The 15,337-nt window shown below is 60.6% G+C and carries 15 protein-coding genes; 9 read left to right on the top strand and 6 right to left on the bottom strand.

Features of this window, described 5'->3' with window-relative positions; genetic code table 11:
* The 5 genes from GKN89_RS23105 to GKN89_RS23085 all read right to left on the bottom strand — a co-directional run.
* On the bottom strand, positions 1 to 420 hold a 420-nt coding region (locus tag GKN89_RS23105), incomplete at its 3' end, for a phosphoenolpyruvate carboxykinase (ATP) (RefSeq protein WP_126202305.1).
* A 194-nt stretch (positions 421 to 614) separates the two neighbouring features.
* Complete coding sequence (gene hslO, locus GKN89_RS23100; RefSeq protein ID WP_015379307.1) at positions 615 to 1,493, bottom strand: Hsp33 family molecular chaperone HslO; 879 nt, start codon at positions 1,491 to 1,493, stop codon at positions 615 to 617.
* Positions 1,494 to 1,518: 25 nt separating this feature from the next.
* Positions 1,519 to 1,926, bottom strand: a complete 408-nt coding sequence (gene hslR / locus GKN89_RS23095) for a ribosome-associated heat shock protein Hsp15 (protein WP_025304547.1) — start codon at positions 1,924 to 1,926, stop codon at positions 1,519 to 1,521.
* A complete protein-coding gene (gene yrfG / locus GKN89_RS23090) occupies positions 1,923 to 2,603 on the bottom strand; it encodes a GMP/IMP nucleotidase (RefSeq protein WP_019456170.1) in 681 nt (226 codons plus the stop codon). The genes hslR and yrfG overlap by 4 nt, the downstream gene beginning before the upstream one ends.
* Before the next feature lie 98 nt (positions 2,604 to 2,701).
* Positions 2,702 to 4,837, bottom strand: coding sequence for an intracellular growth attenuator family protein (locus tag GKN89_RS23085; protein ID WP_154747842.1), 2,136 nt, complete (start codon positions 4,835 to 4,837; stop codon positions 2,702 to 2,704).
* Between the two features lie 446 nt (positions 4,838 to 5,283).
* Here GKN89_RS23085 and nudE point away from each other — a divergent pair, with 446 nt between their 5' ends.
* Positions 5,284 to 5,838, top strand: coding sequence for an ADP compounds hydrolase NudE (nudE, locus tag GKN89_RS23080; RefSeq protein WP_015379304.1), 555 nt, complete (start codon positions 5,284 to 5,286; stop codon positions 5,836 to 5,838).
* A 51-nt stretch (positions 5,839 to 5,889) separates the two neighbouring features.
* Here the strand turns inward: nudE and mrcA are convergent, their stop codons facing one another.
* Positions 5,890 to 8,448 carry a peptidoglycan glycosyltransferase/peptidoglycan DD-transpeptidase MrcA gene (gene mrcA, locus GKN89_RS23075; RefSeq protein WP_025159904.1) on the bottom strand — a complete coding sequence of 853 codons (2,559 nt, stop codon included), beginning with the start codon at positions 8,446 to 8,448 and terminating at the stop codon, positions 5,890 to 5,892.
* Positions 8,449 to 8,569: 121 nt separating this feature from the next.
* Here mrcA and pilM point away from each other — a divergent pair, with 121 nt between their 5' ends.
* The 8 genes from pilM (at position 8,570) to GKN89_RS23035 (ending at position 15,271) form a co-directional block, all read left to right on the top strand.
* Positions 8,570 to 9,403 (top strand): type IV pilus biogenesis protein PilM, encoded by an 834-nt coding sequence (gene pilM, locus GKN89_RS23070; RefSeq protein WP_154747841.1) that lies wholly within the window; start codon positions 8,570 to 8,572, stop codon positions 9,401 to 9,403.
* Positions 9,403 to 9,936, top strand: coding sequence for a PilN domain-containing protein (locus GKN89_RS23065; protein ID WP_154747840.1), 534 nt, complete (start codon positions 9,403 to 9,405; stop codon positions 9,934 to 9,936). Before pilM ends, GKN89_RS23065 begins: the two co-directional genes overlap by 1 nt.
* Entirely contained in the window at positions 9,936 to 10,436 is a 501-nt protein-coding gene (locus GKN89_RS23060; protein WP_154747839.1) for a hypothetical protein, read from the top strand. Before GKN89_RS23065 ends, GKN89_RS23060 begins: the two co-directional genes overlap by 1 nt.
* Complete coding sequence (locus GKN89_RS23055) at positions 10,429 to 10,785, top strand: HofP DNA utilization family protein (protein WP_154747838.1); 357 nt, start codon at positions 10,429 to 10,431, stop codon at positions 10,783 to 10,785. The genes GKN89_RS23060 and GKN89_RS23055 overlap by 8 nt, the downstream gene beginning before the upstream one ends.
* The gene (gene hofQ / locus GKN89_RS23050) at positions 10,782 to 12,026 is read left to right on the top strand and encodes a DNA uptake porin HofQ (RefSeq protein WP_154747837.1); all 1,245 of its coding nucleotides are present in this window, start codon (positions 10,782 to 10,784) and stop codon (positions 12,024 to 12,026) included. The genes GKN89_RS23055 and hofQ overlap by 4 nt, the downstream gene beginning before the upstream one ends.
* Before the next feature lie 349 nt (positions 12,027 to 12,375).
* On the top strand, positions 12,376 to 12,897 hold the full coding sequence (aroK, locus tag GKN89_RS23045; protein WP_004391482.1) for a shikimate kinase AroK: 522 nt from the start codon (positions 12,376 to 12,378) through the stop codon (positions 12,895 to 12,897).
* Between the two features lie 106 nt (positions 12,898 to 13,003).
* Positions 13,004 to 14,104: a 3-dehydroquinate synthase gene (gene aroB, locus GKN89_RS23040; protein WP_154747836.1), complete on the top strand. Its 1,101-nt coding sequence runs from the start codon at positions 13,004 to 13,006 to the stop codon at positions 14,102 to 14,104.
* Positions 14,105 to 14,260: 156 nt separating this feature from the next.
* Positions 14,261 to 15,271, top strand: coding sequence for an SPOR domain-containing protein (locus GKN89_RS23035; RefSeq protein WP_154747835.1), 1,011 nt, complete (start codon positions 14,261 to 14,263; stop codon positions 15,269 to 15,271).
* Positions 15,272 to 15,337 lie beyond the last annotated feature (66 nt).

Here is a 15,337-nt window from a genome sequence, read left to right as displayed (position 1 = left end):
CACCTCGGTGATGAAGCGCACTTTCAGGCGCGAGTCGGCGTTGGCGCCGCAGAAGGTATCCACCACGAACAGGCGCTTGCCGGACAGTTGCTCAGTGACCAGGTGTTTCAGATCGGCCCACACTTCCGGGCTGAGGGGTTTGTTGTCGTTTTTGCCTTTGCCCTGATCGGCCCACCACACGGTATCGCGGGTGATGTCGTCGCGGACGATGTATTTGTCTTTCGGCGAACGACCGGTGAAGATGCCGGTATCGACGGAGACGGCACCCAGCTTGGTGACTACCCCACGCTCAAAACCTTCCAGAGATGGGTCTGTTTCTTCCTTAAACAGCAGTTCATAGCTCGGGTTGTGAACGATTTCGCTAACGTCGTGAATGCCGTAAGCGGCCAGATCCTGAGGGGTTATACCTTTAACGCGCATGTTACTACTCCTTGGTCACAGAATTTCTGGCGGCAATTGTAGGGATCTAACGGTGCGTAACCGCGATGGGTATCAAATATTTAACGTTTTAGGCGGTATTTCGTTACGATCTGAGAGATAGCACACGGAAAAAAGCAAACGTGCAAACGGCGGGCGTTGGCGGGCGCCGGGCGCGCCCGCCGGGAGGGTATAACTTAGTGCAACTGGTCGCTTTCGCCGGTGTTACCCGCATACAACGCGGCAACATCAACCGGGTCAAAGACATAGTGGCTGCCGCAATAGTCGCAGTGCATGTCGATATTGCCGTCCTGCTCCAGCATGTCCGCCACTTCGTCGGTCGGCAGGGTCAGCAGCGCGTCGGCGCAACGCTGGCGTGAACAGGTGCAACGGAACTGCACGTCCTGCGGTTCGTACAGGGTGACTTCTTCCTGGTGGTACAGACGGTACAGCACCTCGTTGGCCGGCAGGCCGAACAGCTCTTCGCTTTTGACCGTGTTGGTCAGTTGCACCAGGTGATCGAAATCATCGAGGTTGCCGTCCTGCGCTGGCAGCACCTGCAGCAGCATACCGGCCGCCGCGGCGTTGCCTTCCGCTTCGCCGGTGCGGATGAACAGGCGGGTTGGCAGCTGCTCAGACTGACGGAAGTAGGCTTCCAGGCATTCGGCCAGGGTTTCGCCTTCCAGGCCGACCACGCCCTGATAGCGCTCGCCTTCCGTCGGGGAAATGGTGATGACCATGACGCCGTTGCCGATCATCTGATGCAAGGTGCTGTCGTCGGCGATAGGCGCCTGGGTGCGCGCAACGCCGCGCATCTCCTGGCGGTTGTTGCCGTTGATCACCGCCAGCTTCAGCGGGCCGTCGCCTTGCAGCTGAACGGTAATGTCGCCGTCGAACTTCAGGGTGGCGGTCAACAGACTGGTGGCGACCAGCAGCTCGCCCAGCAGTTTTTGTACCGGCGCCGGGTAGTCGTGGTTATTCAGGATCTGCTGATAGGTTTCGCTGACGGTAACCAGCTCGCCGCGCACCGCGTAGTTTTCAAACAGGTAACGGTGCAATTGGTCATGGTTGGACATAATCTTCTCTCATTGCGGTGAGGGGTTATTCCGGCTCACCAAATTTAAATTTCATCAGGTCGCGCCGCTCCTTTTTGTCCGGACGGCGGTCCGGATGCGGCATGGTCAACGCGTTCATCTTGCGCGCCAGCGCCATTTTTTCGCGGTTGGCGATGCTGGCTTCGGTTTCCTGATACATTTGCTGCGCCTCGTTGGCGCCGCGGCGTTGGCTGGTCAGCGCCAGCACGATCACCGTACGTTCTTCGTTGCCCTGCCGCAGCTTGAGCTCGGCGTTGAGTTCGACAATCTTGCTCGGCTTGCCGCGCTGGCCGTTGTAATGCACCTTGCCGCCGTCGATCATTTCGCGCGCCAGTGCGCGGGTCTTATAGAAGCGTGCGGCCCACAGCCACTTATCCAGTCGGACCGCGTCGTCGCGCGTCGCTTTTTCCTTCATGCTTCCCCCTTGGCCAGCGCCGGTATCAGCAGGCGATAGTCGCGCATCGACGGATGGCGCTGGAAGCTTTTCTCCGCCGTGCTGGAGTCCGGGTTTTGCACGCCCAGGCAGTAACGAATGCCGAAAGTGCGCGCCGCGTCCAGGATCGGCTCGCCGTCGTCGACAAACAGCGTGCGCTGCGGATTGAATCCGGTGTGCTGCTGCACCGCCTGCCACAGACGCTGATCTTCTTTCGGATAACCAAATGTGTGGGTGGAAAACAATAAATCAAGGTGCCGATCGAGACCGGTATGCTCGATTTTGACCGCCAGGCTGTGCGGATGGGCGTTGGTCAACAGAATGGTTTGCAGGCCGGCGTCGCGCAGCGCCCGTAAAAACGGCTCGGTGTCTTCGCGCAGCCGGGCGCGGCTGCCCACTTCGCTGGTCATGCGGTAGATGTCCAGATCCAACCGCTCGCTCCAATAATCGAAGCAGTACCAGTTCATGGTGTGCTGCACCGCCTGATATTCCCGCTGAATGATATCACGGGCTTCGTCGAACGGAATGGCGCGCCTCTCGCTCAGTGCCTGCGGCACCAGGCTGAGCCAAAAGTGGCTGTCGAACTCCAGATCCAGCAAGGTGCCGTCCATATCCAGCAGCACGGTATCGATCTGCGGCCAGTCAAACTCAGGGACCATAAAAACTCCACGGGCGGACCGACGGACGGTCCGCAGATGAGAATAATAGCGTTAGCGTAGCATAAGCAGATGACAGGGCGGAGGCCCCGGCGTCAGGTTCAGGCCATCGGCCGCATCGACATCGGATTGAGCTGCGGGTTGAAGCAGCTGTCGTAGTAGCGCTGAATATCGGCGACGCGGTGCTGGTTGATGCGCCGGCGCTGCACCAGCCGCCAGGCGTTATAACCCAGGCTGACGACCACCGCCAGCAACAGCAGGCTGGTGCCGAGGTAGCGCCACAGGGTGATCATGTCCGGTTCGCTGTGCAGCGCCACGTGGCGAGTGCCGTTGGCATCAACGCTGAGGCTGGTGATAACGCCCTGCGCCTGGAACGGGGTGTGCAGCAGCAGATTGGAAAGGCGTTGCAGCTCGTTCCACTGGTCGAGGGCGTTGTATTCGCTCTGCGGCGTCTGCGGCTGCGGGTGACTGACCAACTGACGGCCTTCGTCGCTGCTGATCAGGAAACCGCCCGGCGGCGGGCTGTTGAGCGCCGCGGCGGCCAGCCGCGTTTCATTGAAGATGAACGATGACGTGGCCACCTTGGTCAAACTGTCCAGCGATTCGGCGCTTACCGGGCGCAGCAGGACGTTGACGCCCTGCAGCGCACCAGACTTGGCGCGTTTCACCAGGCCGTTCCAGTTTTTGGCGTTACCCAGATTGACCAGCGCGTTTTTCAGCCGCACGCAGTCGCTTTCAGCCTGGCACAGATCCTGCGTTTTCAGCACGATATCGGAGAAGTCGTCCAACAGGATCATGCCGGATTTCTCGATGGCGCTGGCCAGTTGCGGGTTGACCTTCTGATCGGCGCCGCTTGGATGCAGCTGGCTGTTGACCGTGGCCAACAGGGCCGTCGCTTTGTCGATGACTTCCGATTCCGGCGGCGGCAGTGGAGCGGCGTTGTTCCAGTAGATGCCGGAGCAGTCGAACGGCGCAAAGTTGACGGCGCCGCCACCGTTGGCCGGCGGCGGCACATAGCACATGCCGCTGCCGCGCACCTTCAGCGTATCGCCGATGCGCAGCGGCGTGGCTTCCAGCGCTTGCACGCTGGTCACTTCCACTTTTTGCGCGCCTTGCAGCCAGGCCATGCTGAGGGTCAATGGCAGGTTGAGCGGGATATAGACCAGCAGCAGCAGCAGCACCAGCGCCGAACTGGCGACCAGCACCGCATTGCGCCCCCACTGCTGAAGCGGGAAATTCTTCACTTCGTCATGCAGCGAGAGGAAGCGCCCCTGACGCACCACCTGCCGATTGAGGTAGACATCCACATCGGTGGTTTTGCCCAGGTCCTGCGTCAGGTAAGGCTGCCAATGCTGCGGATAGATAAGATCGATAATGCCGAGCGAAATATTGCTGATCTGCCCTTGGCCGGATTCACCGAACAGGCCCCAGCGCTTTGGCGTGCCGCGCAGGCAGTGGATCTCTTTCAGTTCGCGCGGCGCCGGGCGGCGGAACAGGTTCCAGCAGCCCCAGGCGATCATCAGCACCGCCACGAAGATCATCCAGGGGATCACCAGCACCGGGCTGATCAGGCTAAAGAACAGCAACAACAGCGCGGCGGAGATGATGACGGCTTCACGGATGCCGTTCGGCCGATTCAGCGCATGCTCTTCCGGCGTTTCTTTGCGAATGTTCACCAGCTCGACATGTTCGCTCTCCTCCTTGCGGATAGAGGCGTTTTTAGTCGGTGCGGCGGTCACTACCGGCGGCTGCGGCCGATCGTGGATATGATCTTTCAGCGAGTGTCCGTTGAGCGAAATCACCAGCGGCAACGTCTGGGTCCTGATCACTTCCACATGGTTGTCGGCGGTGATATAGGGTTCCCAAAACGGCGGCAGGTGCACCTCTTCGGCGTCGAGATAGTAGCGCCATTTATTGGGATCGTCGCTGGCCAGGCCGTAGCGGGTGATGGCGTGCGTCACGGGATACACGCTATCGCTTTGCGGCGTGAGTGCCAGTTTGGTGTTGGGCTGCATCGCGCTGCCGCCGGGCAACAGTTTGTTGCTCAGCTTGTTTTGCTGATTGAGATAGAACTCGACTGCGGCACGCTCTTCGTCGGTCAGCTTGCGATGGGCGGGTTTGATAAACGGCAACGTGTGCGTCAGCGCCGACGGGTGGCGGGCCTTGAACCATAGATACAGGCCGGCGGCGATCAGGCAGACAAGCACTAAGGCCAATATCAACACTATTGTGCTCATGCAATCCCCATCTCACACCCGTGAATTTCGCCAACCTGATGAAAAGCTGAATATTATACGGAGTAAACCGCCAGGAGGCACCCAGAACTAATGAGGGAACAAACAGATTCTCGCTCTGGATCTCATTCCTTCATGACGCAAGGCCATTTTATCACTGATTCTTGCCTGCGTGATACTAGCAGCCGGCCTGTGCCATCGATATCGGTATTATCCTATTTTCATGCGTGCTGTTTGCTGAATCAGTACGGAAAATCGCCCGCCGCTGGCTACGCTTGTTAAAAGAAAGTAAATTACTGTTCATGCTCGTTGCGGCGAAGCTTGCCCTTAACGCACAATGTGATCAAGATCGAATTTGGTCAGCGTTTGAGCGCCAACGAGCCGTGCGCTACGCCAATCATTATTTCGGTTGCCCCCGTCTGCGCCTGGGTAACCTCTTTGAGGCAATCATGGATAAACACCTGCAAAAACCTAAAATTCTGAAAGTGGAAACGGTCGCGCGTTCGCGTTTGTTTAACGTCGAGTCGGTCGATTTGGAATTCAGCAACGGTGTTCGGCGGGTGTATGAGCGTATGCGGCCTTCGGATCGCGAAGCGGTAATGATCGTGCCGGTGATTGGCGATGACCTGCTGCTGATCCGCGAGTATGCGGTGGGCACTGAATCCTATGAGCTGGGTTTCCCGAAAGGGTTGATCGATCCCGGTGAAGGGGTGCTGGAGGCGGCCAACCGCGAGCTGATGGAAGAGGTGGGATACGGGGCGAAGCGCTTTGACTTCCTCAGCAAGCTGACGATGGCGCCATCCTACTTTTCCAGCAAAATGAATATCGTGCTGGCGCACGATCTCTATCCGCAGAGCCTGGAAGGGGACGAGCCGGAGCCGCTGCCGCAGGTGCGCTGGCCGATCGCCAACATGATGGCGCTGCTGGCAGAACCGGATTTCCGCGAGGCGCGCAACGTCAGCGCGCTGTTCCTCTCCGAGGCGTTTCTGCGCGCTTCGCGCTGAGACGCTGCGCGTTGCATAAAAAAAGGGCCAGATTTCTCTGGCCCTTTTCGATCAGAACAGCTCGTGGCTTTCGCCGCCCGGATCGGTCAACGTGGTGCCGGTATCGCGCGATGGGTAGTCCGTCGGCTGCGTTCCTTCGATAAAGTACTCGGAACGGCTGCCGCCGCCACCGCCGGAGAGCTTGCCGCTGCTCTTGTCGATGGTGACGCTGATGATGCCCGGCGGCGGCGTGACTTTCTGCTCCGGGATGCCTTCCAGCGCGGTCTTCATGAAGTCGTCCCATGCCGGTTGGGCGCTCTTGGCCCCGCCTTCACCGCCGGAAATCTGATCCGGGATGGCGCCGGACACCGTCGAACGGCCCAGGTCGCGGCGGTGATCGTCGAAGCCGATCCACACCGACGTCACGGTATCCGGACCATAACCGGAGAACCAGGCGTCTTTGGAGCTGTTGGTGGTGCCGGTTTTGCCGCCGATATCATGACGTTTCAGATCGCGCCCGGCGCGCCAGGCGGTGCCCATCCAACCCGGTTCACCGAAGATGTTGCTGTTCAGCGCATCGTGGATCAGGAACGCCAGCTGTGTGCTGATCACGTGCGGCGCATATTGTTGGTCGCCGTCCTGCTGCACCTGAGCCGGGGTGACCTGCTCCAGCTGCGGCATCGGCACCGTGCTGTTGTTGCCTTCCTGCGAAGTGGCGACGTTTTCGATGTTGTCATCGGACAGTACCGCCGAGCGGCGAGTGTCACCGTAGATAACCGGCAGATTACAGCTGCTGCACACCACTTTTGGCTTGGCTTCGAACACCGTATTGCCGTTATCGTCTTCGATCTTGGTGATGAAGTACGGGTCGACCAGGTAACCGCCGTTCGCCAGCACCGCATAGCCGCGCACCAACTGCATCGGCGTGAAGGAGGCGGAACCCAGCGCCAGCGATTCGGTATGCACGATGTTCTGCGCCGGGAAGCCGAAGCGCTGCAGATATTCCGCCGCGTAGTCGACGCCCATCGCGCGCATCGCGCGCACCATCACCACGTTCTTCGATTGCCCCAGCCCCTGACGCAGGCGGATCGGGCCGTCGTAGGTCGGCGGCGAGTTTTTCGGCCGCCAGTCGGTGCCGGCGCCGGCATCCCAACGGGTGATCGGCAAATCGTTCAGGATGGTGGCCAGCGTCAGGCCTTTATCCATCGCGGCGGTGTACAGGAACGGTTTGATGTTCGAGCCGACCTGACGCAGGGCCTGCGTGACGCGGTTGAACTTGCTCTGGTTGAAGTCGAAGCCGCCGACCAGCGCTTTTACCGCGCCGTCGTTCGGGTTGATGGAGACCAGCGCCGAGTTGACGTCCGGCACCTGCGACAGCCACCAGGCTTCGTTCACTTTACGCACCCACACTTGCTGGCCGGCCTGCACCACGTCGGTGACGCGTTTCGGCGTTGGGCCCTGCTGAGTGTCTGAACGGTATGGCCGCGCCCAGCGCATGGTGGCCATCGGCAAGGCAATGCTGCTGCCGTCGGCCAGCATCGCCGTCGCTTCCTGCGGGTTGGCGGCGGTGATCACCGCCGGCGCCAGCGGGCCGTAGTTCGGCAGGTTTTTCAGCGAATCGATAATCTGTTTGCGATCCCAGGCCGCTTCGCCGACTTTCCACAGCACGTTGGACGGGCCGCGATAGCCGTGGCGCATGTCATAGGCCAGCACGTTGTTGCGCACCGACTCCTGCGCCGCCAGCTGCAGCCGCTTGGTGACGGTAGTGTAAACCTTGTAGCCGTCGGTATAGGCGTTTTCACCGTAGCGCTTGATCATCTCCTGGCGCACCATCTCGGAGAGATACGGTGCGGAGAAGCTGATTTCCGGCGCATGGTAGTTGGCGACCAAATCTTCGCTACGAGCCTGATCGTACTGCGCCTGCGTGATGTAATGCTCGTCCAGCATGCGCGACAGCACCACATTGCGACGGGCAACGGCGCGATCGTGCGAATAGAGCGGGTTAAAGGTGGACGGCGCTTTCGGCAGGCCGGCGATAGTCGCCATTTCGCTCAGGGTGAGCTGGCTGACGTCTTTGCCGAAATAGACCTGCGCGGCGGCGCCCACGCCGTAGGCGCGGTAACCCAGATAGATCTTGTTCAGATACAGTTCAAGGATTTCATCCTTGGTGAGCATCTGCTCGATGCGCACCGCCAGGAAGGCTTCCTTGATTTTACGCATCAGGGTGCGTTCCGGGCTTAAGAAGAAGTTACGCGCCAGCTGTTGGGTAATGGTACTGGCCCCCTGTGAAGCGTGGCCGGAGACCAACGCGATGGAGGCGGCACGGAAGATACCGACCGGATCCACGCCGTGGTGATCATAGAAGCGGCTGTCTTCGGTGGCGATAAACGCGTGCACCATTACCGGCGGAATTTGATCCAGCTTCAGCGGAATGCGGCGCTTCTCGCCGTACTGGGCGATCAGTTCGCCATCGGCGCTGTAGACCTGCATCGGTATCTGCAGCCGCACGTCTTTCAGCGTTGCAACGTCGGGCAGCTGCGGCTCGACATATTTGTACAAGCCGAAAATCGAGGCTGCTCCCAGCACGATGCAACATACTGCAAGGATTAGTAAATACTTTACGAACTTCACCTGAGATTTCCCATTTCTTAGTCATTTGGGCAGTTTATAAACAACCGCGCGGTAGTATAAAGGCAAGCCTGCGACATGGATATGTTCTTTTATCATCTGATGTTATGGAGGCTTGCGAAACATGTTCCCTCAAGCATGGCAGGTGGGGCTGGATATACAAATCGACTGCGTGCGGGCGATGGCGGTTCAGCGTCGCCGCAATGGCTGGCAGTTGCGTCACTGGTGGCAACAGGCGCTGCCGCAGGCGGTTTTACGCGACGGCTGCCTGGCACCTTCAGAATTCCTTACCCGGGCGCTGCGGCAATGGCGCGTTCAACTGCCGCGACATATTTCCTTACGCATTGCCCTGCCGGCGCAGCGAGTGTTGCAGCAGCGCATGGCGCAGCCGGACGCGCGACTGCGCGAGCCGGAGCGCAGCGACTATATCTGCGGCCACGGTTTAAAACAGTTTCCGCTCGATGGCCAGACGCTGGCGCTCGATTATCGCGCCGCGCCGGCGGATGAGGCGGCGTTGTTGTTGACCGCCGCGCGGCGGCAGGAGCTGCAGCAGTGGCTGCATTGTCTGCGCCAGGCTGGTCTGCATCCGCAAGCGGTCGATATCACGCCCTGCGCGCTGCGAATGATGGCGACGGCGGCGGGCGTGCCGATCGCTGCGGGGCTGATGCACCGTCTCGAACGAGAATGGCTGTGGGTGGCGCCGGCCGACGGCGCGTTCGCCTTTGGCCTGGCGCCGGGCGACGATGGCGCGCAGGCGTTGCGGGCGCTGCAATCCCAGTCGCCGCCAGGCGACGATCGGCCGATCTATGCCGGCGGCGTGCTGGCGGGATCTCTGCCCGCCGGCTGTCTTTCCTGGTCACCGCTCAGCGCCTTCACGCAGCTGCGTCCGCCGTTGCCTGCGCATCCCCCGGCGTTCGCGTTGGCCGGCGGTCTGGCGCTGCGCGAGGAGGACCGCTGATGTATCAGGTCAACTTTCTGCCCTGGCGGCAACGCCGTGACCGACGGCGCGGTTATTTCTGGCTGTGCGTGTTGCTGTTGCAGGTTACGGTGCTGCTGTTGGCGGGACTCCTCGTCGTAAGCCAGCAGCGCCATCAACAGGCGCAGCGGCAAGAGCGACTGGCGACGTTGGATGAAGAGCTGGCGGCATTGACGCTGCTCGCCCGTCAACAGCAACAAGAGCGGGCTCAGCAGGCACGGCACCGCGCCCTCGCTGAACGGCAGGCGAACAATGCCCAACATAACCGGCGTTATTTACAGCTGCTGCAACATTTGTCCTCCTGCGTTCCCCCTCCGCTGTGGCTCACGACGTTGGACAGCGATGCGGCGAACGGCCTGCGGCTGCATGGGCTGAGCGGTTCTCCTGCGGCCATCTCGCAGTTCGAACGGCGATTGGCGGAGATGCCCGCGCTGCCGCGGCTGCGTTTGGCGGAGGTGGTGCAGCGCGAAGACGGCCTGTTCTCCTTTCATCTGGCGGCGCCATGGGGGGCGTGATGGATAACCGTTTGTCATCCGGGCTGCGCTTCTGGCTGAGCCTGTCGGGTTGGCAGTTGCTGGCCGCGCAATGGCTGGGCATCGGCACGTTGGCGCTGTTGGGCGGCGGCTGGATGCTGCAAGACGAATGGCGCCAGCGGGAAAGCGCGACGGAGCGGCAACAACGCTTGCTGCAACAGATTGCCATGGTGCGGAGCCAGCTGGACGAGGCGCCGCAGGCCGTTATCCCCGCAGCGCCAGTTCCTCCATTCCCAACCGGCGATCTGGCGAGCGCGCTGCAACGGGCAGGGGGCGACTTGCTGCGCTGGCAGCAGCAGGAAAAACCGCTGCGGCAAACGCTGAGCTTGCGCATTGACTACGCCGGTTTACTGACGTTGCTGGAGGCGCTACCGGCCAATTTGCGCCTTGTACAACTGCGCGTGGAGACCCCGCCGCAGGGCATGACGGCGCGGTTGGTGCTGCAGGATGTCTCCGAGGAGCGAGGCGATGAGCATGAGTAGAAGACTCGGCCTTGGGTGGTGGCTGCTATGGCCGTGGGCCTTATGCGCGGAATCGCGCGATCCGTTTGCGCCGCCTTCGCCGCCTGCTTGTGTCCAGGCGGCATCGCCGGCAGGTTGGCGGCTGAAGGGCGTCATCGGGCAACCAACGCAGCGCTATGGCTGGGTGGTGACGCCGGCGGGTCAATGGCTGCGCCTGCGGCCGCAGCAGCGGGTGCTCGCCGAACGCTGGCAGGTAACGCAGGTGCAGGCGCGCAGCCTGACGTTAACGGCGCTGGCGGCCGAACCGGATTGCCCGGCAGATCACGGCGACGTATCGCTGACGATGGACAACAAGGATGGCAAATCATGAAAGGACGCGCTGGACTGGGTATGGCGCTGTGGTCTCTGATGCTCGGCGCCGCGCAGGCGCAGGATAAACAGGTTATTTCGCTGGAGTTTCAAGACGCGCCGGTCACGGTCATCCTGCAGGCGCTGGCGGATTATCGGCAGATGAACCTGATCGCCGCGCCCGGTGTGAGCGGCAACCTGACGCTGCGGCTGGAGAATGTGCCCTGGCCGCAGGCACTGACGCTGACCTTGCGCATGGGCAAACTGGCGATGACGCGTGAGGGCAACGTGATGCTTGTCTCCCCGGAGCCGGACGAGCAGCAAAAAAAACAGCAGCGAGAGGCGCTGGCGCAAAGGCAACCGCTGCACAGCCTGACGCTGACGTTGCAAAACGGCGATGCGGCGGAGATTGCCGAAAGCCTCAACGCCCAACGCGGCGCCTTGCTTAGCGAGCGTGGCAGCGTGCTGGCGGATAAGCGCACCAATACGCTGCTGTTGCGTGACACCACGCCGATGTTGGCACAGTTGAAAAAGCGCGTAACGGAAATGGACGCGCCGCTGGCGCAGGTGCAGCTGGCGGCGCATATCGTGACCATCAACAGCGAAAGCCTGCGTGAACTTGGCGTGCGCTGGGGATTGGCACCCGACGACAGGCCGGCACAGCCGCTGCGGCCGGGCAATCTCGGCGTCAACCTGCCGCTGGAGCGCAGCGCGGTGAACGCCGGTTTCCACCTGGCGCGCATCAGCGGGCGCTTGCTGAGTCTCGAGTTGACGGCGCTGGAGCAGGAGAATCAGGTGGAGATCATCGCCAGCCCGCGCCTGCTGACGGCGCACCTGCAAACCGCCAGCATCAAACAGGGCACGGAGATCCCTTACGAAGTCTCAAGCGGCGCCAGCGGCGCGACCGCGATCGAGTTCAAAGAGGCGGTGCTGGGCATGGAGGTGACGCCGAAGGTGTTGCCGGACGGGCGCATCACGCTGACGCTGCACATCAGCCAAAATATGCCGGGGCGCGCCATCAGCCGGGGGGCGGGCGAAGCGCTGACCATCGATAAACAGGAGATTAAGACGCAGATCACGGTGAAAAACGGCGAAACCCTGGTGCTCGGCGGCATTTTTCAACGGCATCAAGGCAATACGGCGGACAAGGTGCCGGGGTTGGGAGACGCGCCGCTGCTGGGGGGCTTGTTCCGGCAGAGTGGCGCACAGCAGAAAAAACGCGAGCTGGTGATCTTCATTACGCCGACGTTGATTAAGGGATAAGCGGCTGCCTGTCGGCCGGACGGCAAATCTCCTAAAGTTGATGAGCAGATACACTTTTTTATCCCCTTGGGGGGATCTGCGTTTGACGCTGCGGCCGATTTAGCTTACAAGGGTTACCGAATTGAGCACCGAGGTTTTTTGTTAGCGCCAAGACGCCGTTAAAAACATATGGTTTCCCTCCCGCGGCGTGGATTGCGATTTATTCGGTTGCCAAACTACCAAGAGTGTTGAGATAATTTTTCGTCTGATCTCGCACTATCGCTCATGAGGTTTCAGTTTAGGTCCCGCCGCTGATTTGATTGGCGGGGCGGGTTAACATTAACGAATTGTCTTAGTAATACCGAAAAACATGGCAGAGAAACGCAATATCTTTCTGGTTGGGCCTATGGGTGCCGGCAAAAGCACTATTGGCCGTCAGTTAGCTCAGCAACTCAATATGGAGTTCTTCGACTCCGATCAAGAAATTGAGCGACGTACCGGAGCTGACGTGGGCTGGGTATTCGACGTGGAAGGGGAAGAAGGTTTCCGCGATCGTGAAGAAAAAGTCATTAATGAACTGACGGAAAAACAAGGGATTGTGTTGGCGACCGGCGGCGGTTCGGTGAAGTCGCGCGAAACGCGCAACCGTCTGTCCGCGCGCGGCGTGGTGGTCTATTTGGAAACCACGATCGAGAAGCAGCTGGCTCGCACCCAGCGTGATAAAAAACGCCCGCTGCTGCAGGTCGACTCTCCGCCGCGCGAGGTGTTGGAAGCGTTGGCGAAAGAGCGCAATCCGTTGTATGAAGAGATTGCTGATGTCACCATCCGCACCGACGATCAGAGCGCTAAAGTGGTTGCCAACCAGATCATCAACATGCTGGAAAGCAACTGATTGCCGATTTTCGCGTTCGCCGTCGGCTAATGCGGAAAACTGATTTGTGTTCCCCGCCGCTGCGGGGAGCAACCACCGCCGCACCATACAGAGAACTGAGCGCGACATGGAGAGAATTACTGTAACGCTTGGGGAGCGCAGCTACCCGATTACCATCGCCGCCGGATTGTTTAACGATCCGGCTTCTTTTATGCCGTTAAAGGCGGGTGAGCAAGCGATGTTGGTCACCAACCAGACCCTGGCGCCGCTCTATCTGGAGCGTGTCCGGCAGGTGCTGGAGCAGGGCGGCGTCGTGGTGGATCAGGTGATCCTTCCCGATGGTGAACAGTACAAATCTCTGGCGGTGTTGGAGCAGGTGTTTTCGGCGCTGCTCGAAAAACCGCACGGGCGCGACACCACGTTGATCGCGCTTGGTGGCGGCGTTGTCGGCGATCTGACCGGCTTTGCCGCCGCGTGCTATCAACGCGGCGTGCGCTTTATTCAGGTTCCCACCACGCTGTTGTCGCAGGTGGACTCTTCCGTGGGCGGCAAGACCGCCGTCAACCACCCGCTCGGCAAAAACATGATCGGCGCTTTCTATCAACCCGCTTCGGTGGTGGTTGATCTGGATTGCCTGAAGACATTGCCGGCGCGTGAACTCTCTTCCGGCCTGGCTGAAGTCATCAAATACGGGATCATCCTCGATCGCGAATTCTTCGTCTGGTTGGAAAACAATATCGATGCGCTGATGGCGCTGGATATGCAGGCGTTGGCCTACTGTATTCGCCGCTGCTGCGAACTGAAGGCTGAGGTCGTGGCCGCCGACGAACGCGAAAGCGGTCTGCGCGCCTTGCTGAATCTGGGCCATACTTACGGCCACGCCATCGAAGCCGAAATGGGCTACGGCGTATGGCTGCACGGCGAAGCGGTGGCTGCGGGCATGGTGATGGCGGCGGAAACCGCATATCGTCTCGGCCAGTTCTCCGTTGAAGACATCGAACGCGTCAAAGCGCTGCTGTTGCGCGCCGGCTTGCCGGTCTGCGGGCCGCAGGAAATGACGCCGGCATCCTATCTGCCGCACATGCTGCGCGACAAGAAAGTGCTGGCGGGTGAACTGCGTCTGGTGCTGCCGACCGCGATCGGCGCGGCGGAAGTGCGCGGCGGCATAGGGTATGAGCTGGTGTTGGCGTCGATCGCCGCCTGCCTGCCTGAGCAGAAGCGTAATTAAATCGGACTAAGTAACAGTGGCTTAGCCGCCATTTGCATCTATATTAATACAGTGAGCAGAGCACGACGGGTGTCGCTTTGCCATCATCGGGTTAATCTGCCCGTGCCACGGTAGGTCTACGGTGGTGGGCTTTTGCCTCTAGTTGGAGGGTTTCAGATGGACGAGTTTAAACCGGAAGACGATCTCAGACCTGATAGCAGCGATCGTCGTCCTACGCGTTCGCGCAAGCCGGCCGCTGCGCCGCGCTTCGCCGTTTCGCGCCAGCATTTGATGATTGGCATCGGCATTTTGGTGTTGCTGCTGCTGATTATCGGCATCGGTTCCGCCCTGAAGGCGCCGACCAAACATGAGGCGGCTCAGGAGAGCGGCGCGCAAAACGGCGCTGCCCGCGATATCAACCTGTCCGGTTCTTCGTCGCTGACCACCGCCAATAACGGCGTGCCGGGCGGCACGACAGATACCCACGACAACAGCGGCGTAAGCGCGACTCAGCCGCAGCAACCGCAGAACGTCAGCGTTCCGCCGATCTCTGGCACGCCGACCGAAGCGCAAACTCAGCCTCAGCAGGGCGGTGCGCAGCAGCGCGTCGACTTGCCGGGCAACATGGCGGATGCGCTGTCGCAGCAGCAGGGGCAGGTGGATGCCGCGACCCAGGGCATGACCGGCGCAGCGTCGACGTTGCCGACCGCACCGGCGACGGTGATGAGCGGCGCCGCGGCGCGCGAAGCGACACGTCCTGTGCAGGGCACCGCGCAGCAGCATAAAACGCCGGCGAAAACCGCCGTGACTAAACCGAACGCTACGCAGCATAAATCACCGACTACGGTGTATACGCCGCCGGCCAAGCCGTCTTCCACCGCGAAAGCGGAGGCGGTCAGCAGCAGCGGCAGTTCTCTGCAGTCTGCGCCGGGCAGCCACTATACCTTGCAGCTGAGCAGCGCTTCGCGCTCCGATACGCTGAACGCCTACGCCAAGCAACAGAAGCTGCAGAATTACCTGGTGTACGCCACCAAGCGCGACGGTAAGCCGTGGTACGTGCTGGTGAGCGGCAACTACGCGTCTTCTGCGGAAGCGAAGCGCGCCATCGCTTCGTTGCCGGCGGATGTGCAGGCGAAAAAACCATGGGTCCGACCTGTACACCAAGTGCAGCAAGATCTTAAAAAATAAATCATTTAAATTTGTGCGCTGATGTGCTGTCTGAAACAGAGTACAATCCGCCGCTCTGAATTGTAT

Origin of the sequence: Serratia sp. YC16 (assembly GCF_009707615.1) — a bacterium.
Classification (GTDB): domain Bacteria; phylum Pseudomonadota; class Gammaproteobacteria; order Enterobacterales; family Enterobacteriaceae; genus Serratia; species Serratia surfactantfaciens.
The sequence above is the reverse complement of the archived record's forward strand: the minus strand, read 5'-3'. Positions and strand labels throughout refer to the sequence as shown.

Excerpts from the sequence above, each read along its gene's own strand:
- hslO (WP_015379307.1), bottom strand. The coding sequence starts at position 1,493 with ATGTCCAACCATGACCAATTGCACCGTTACCTGTTTGAAAACTACGCG.
- hslR (WP_025304547.1), bottom strand. The coding sequence starts at position 1,926 with ATGAAGGAAAAAGCGACGCGCGACGACGCGGTCCGACTGGATAAGTGG.
- yrfG (WP_019456170.1), bottom strand. The coding sequence starts at position 2,603 with ATGGTCCCTGAGTTTGACTGGCCGCAGATCGATACCGTGCTGCTGGAT.
- GKN89_RS23085 (WP_154747842.1), bottom strand. The coding sequence starts at position 4,837 with ATGAGCACAATAGTGTTGATATTGGCCTTAGTGCTTGTCTGCCTGATC.
- nudE (WP_015379304.1), top strand. The coding sequence starts at position 5,284 with ATGGATAAACACCTGCAAAAACCTAAAATTCTGAAAGTGGAAACGGTC.
- pilM (WP_154747841.1), top strand. The coding sequence starts at position 8,570 with ATGTTCCCTCAAGCATGGCAGGTGGGGCTGGATATACAAATCGACTGC.
- GKN89_RS23065 (WP_154747840.1), top strand. The coding sequence starts at position 9,403 with ATGTATCAGGTCAACTTTCTGCCCTGGCGGCAACGCCGTGACCGACGG.
- GKN89_RS23060 (WP_154747839.1), top strand. The coding sequence starts at position 9,936 with ATGGATAACCGTTTGTCATCCGGGCTGCGCTTCTGGCTGAGCCTGTCG.
- GKN89_RS23055 (WP_154747838.1), top strand. The coding sequence starts at position 10,429 with ATGAGTAGAAGACTCGGCCTTGGGTGGTGGCTGCTATGGCCGTGGGCC.
- hofQ (WP_154747837.1), top strand. The coding sequence starts at position 10,782 with ATGAAAGGACGCGCTGGACTGGGTATGGCGCTGTGGTCTCTGATGCTC.
- aroK (WP_004391482.1), top strand. The coding sequence starts at position 12,376 with ATGGCAGAGAAACGCAATATCTTTCTGGTTGGGCCTATGGGTGCCGGC.
- aroB (WP_154747836.1), top strand. The coding sequence starts at position 13,004 with ATGGAGAGAATTACTGTAACGCTTGGGGAGCGCAGCTACCCGATTACC.
- GKN89_RS23035 (WP_154747835.1), top strand. The coding sequence starts at position 14,261 with ATGGACGAGTTTAAACCGGAAGACGATCTCAGACCTGATAGCAGCGAT.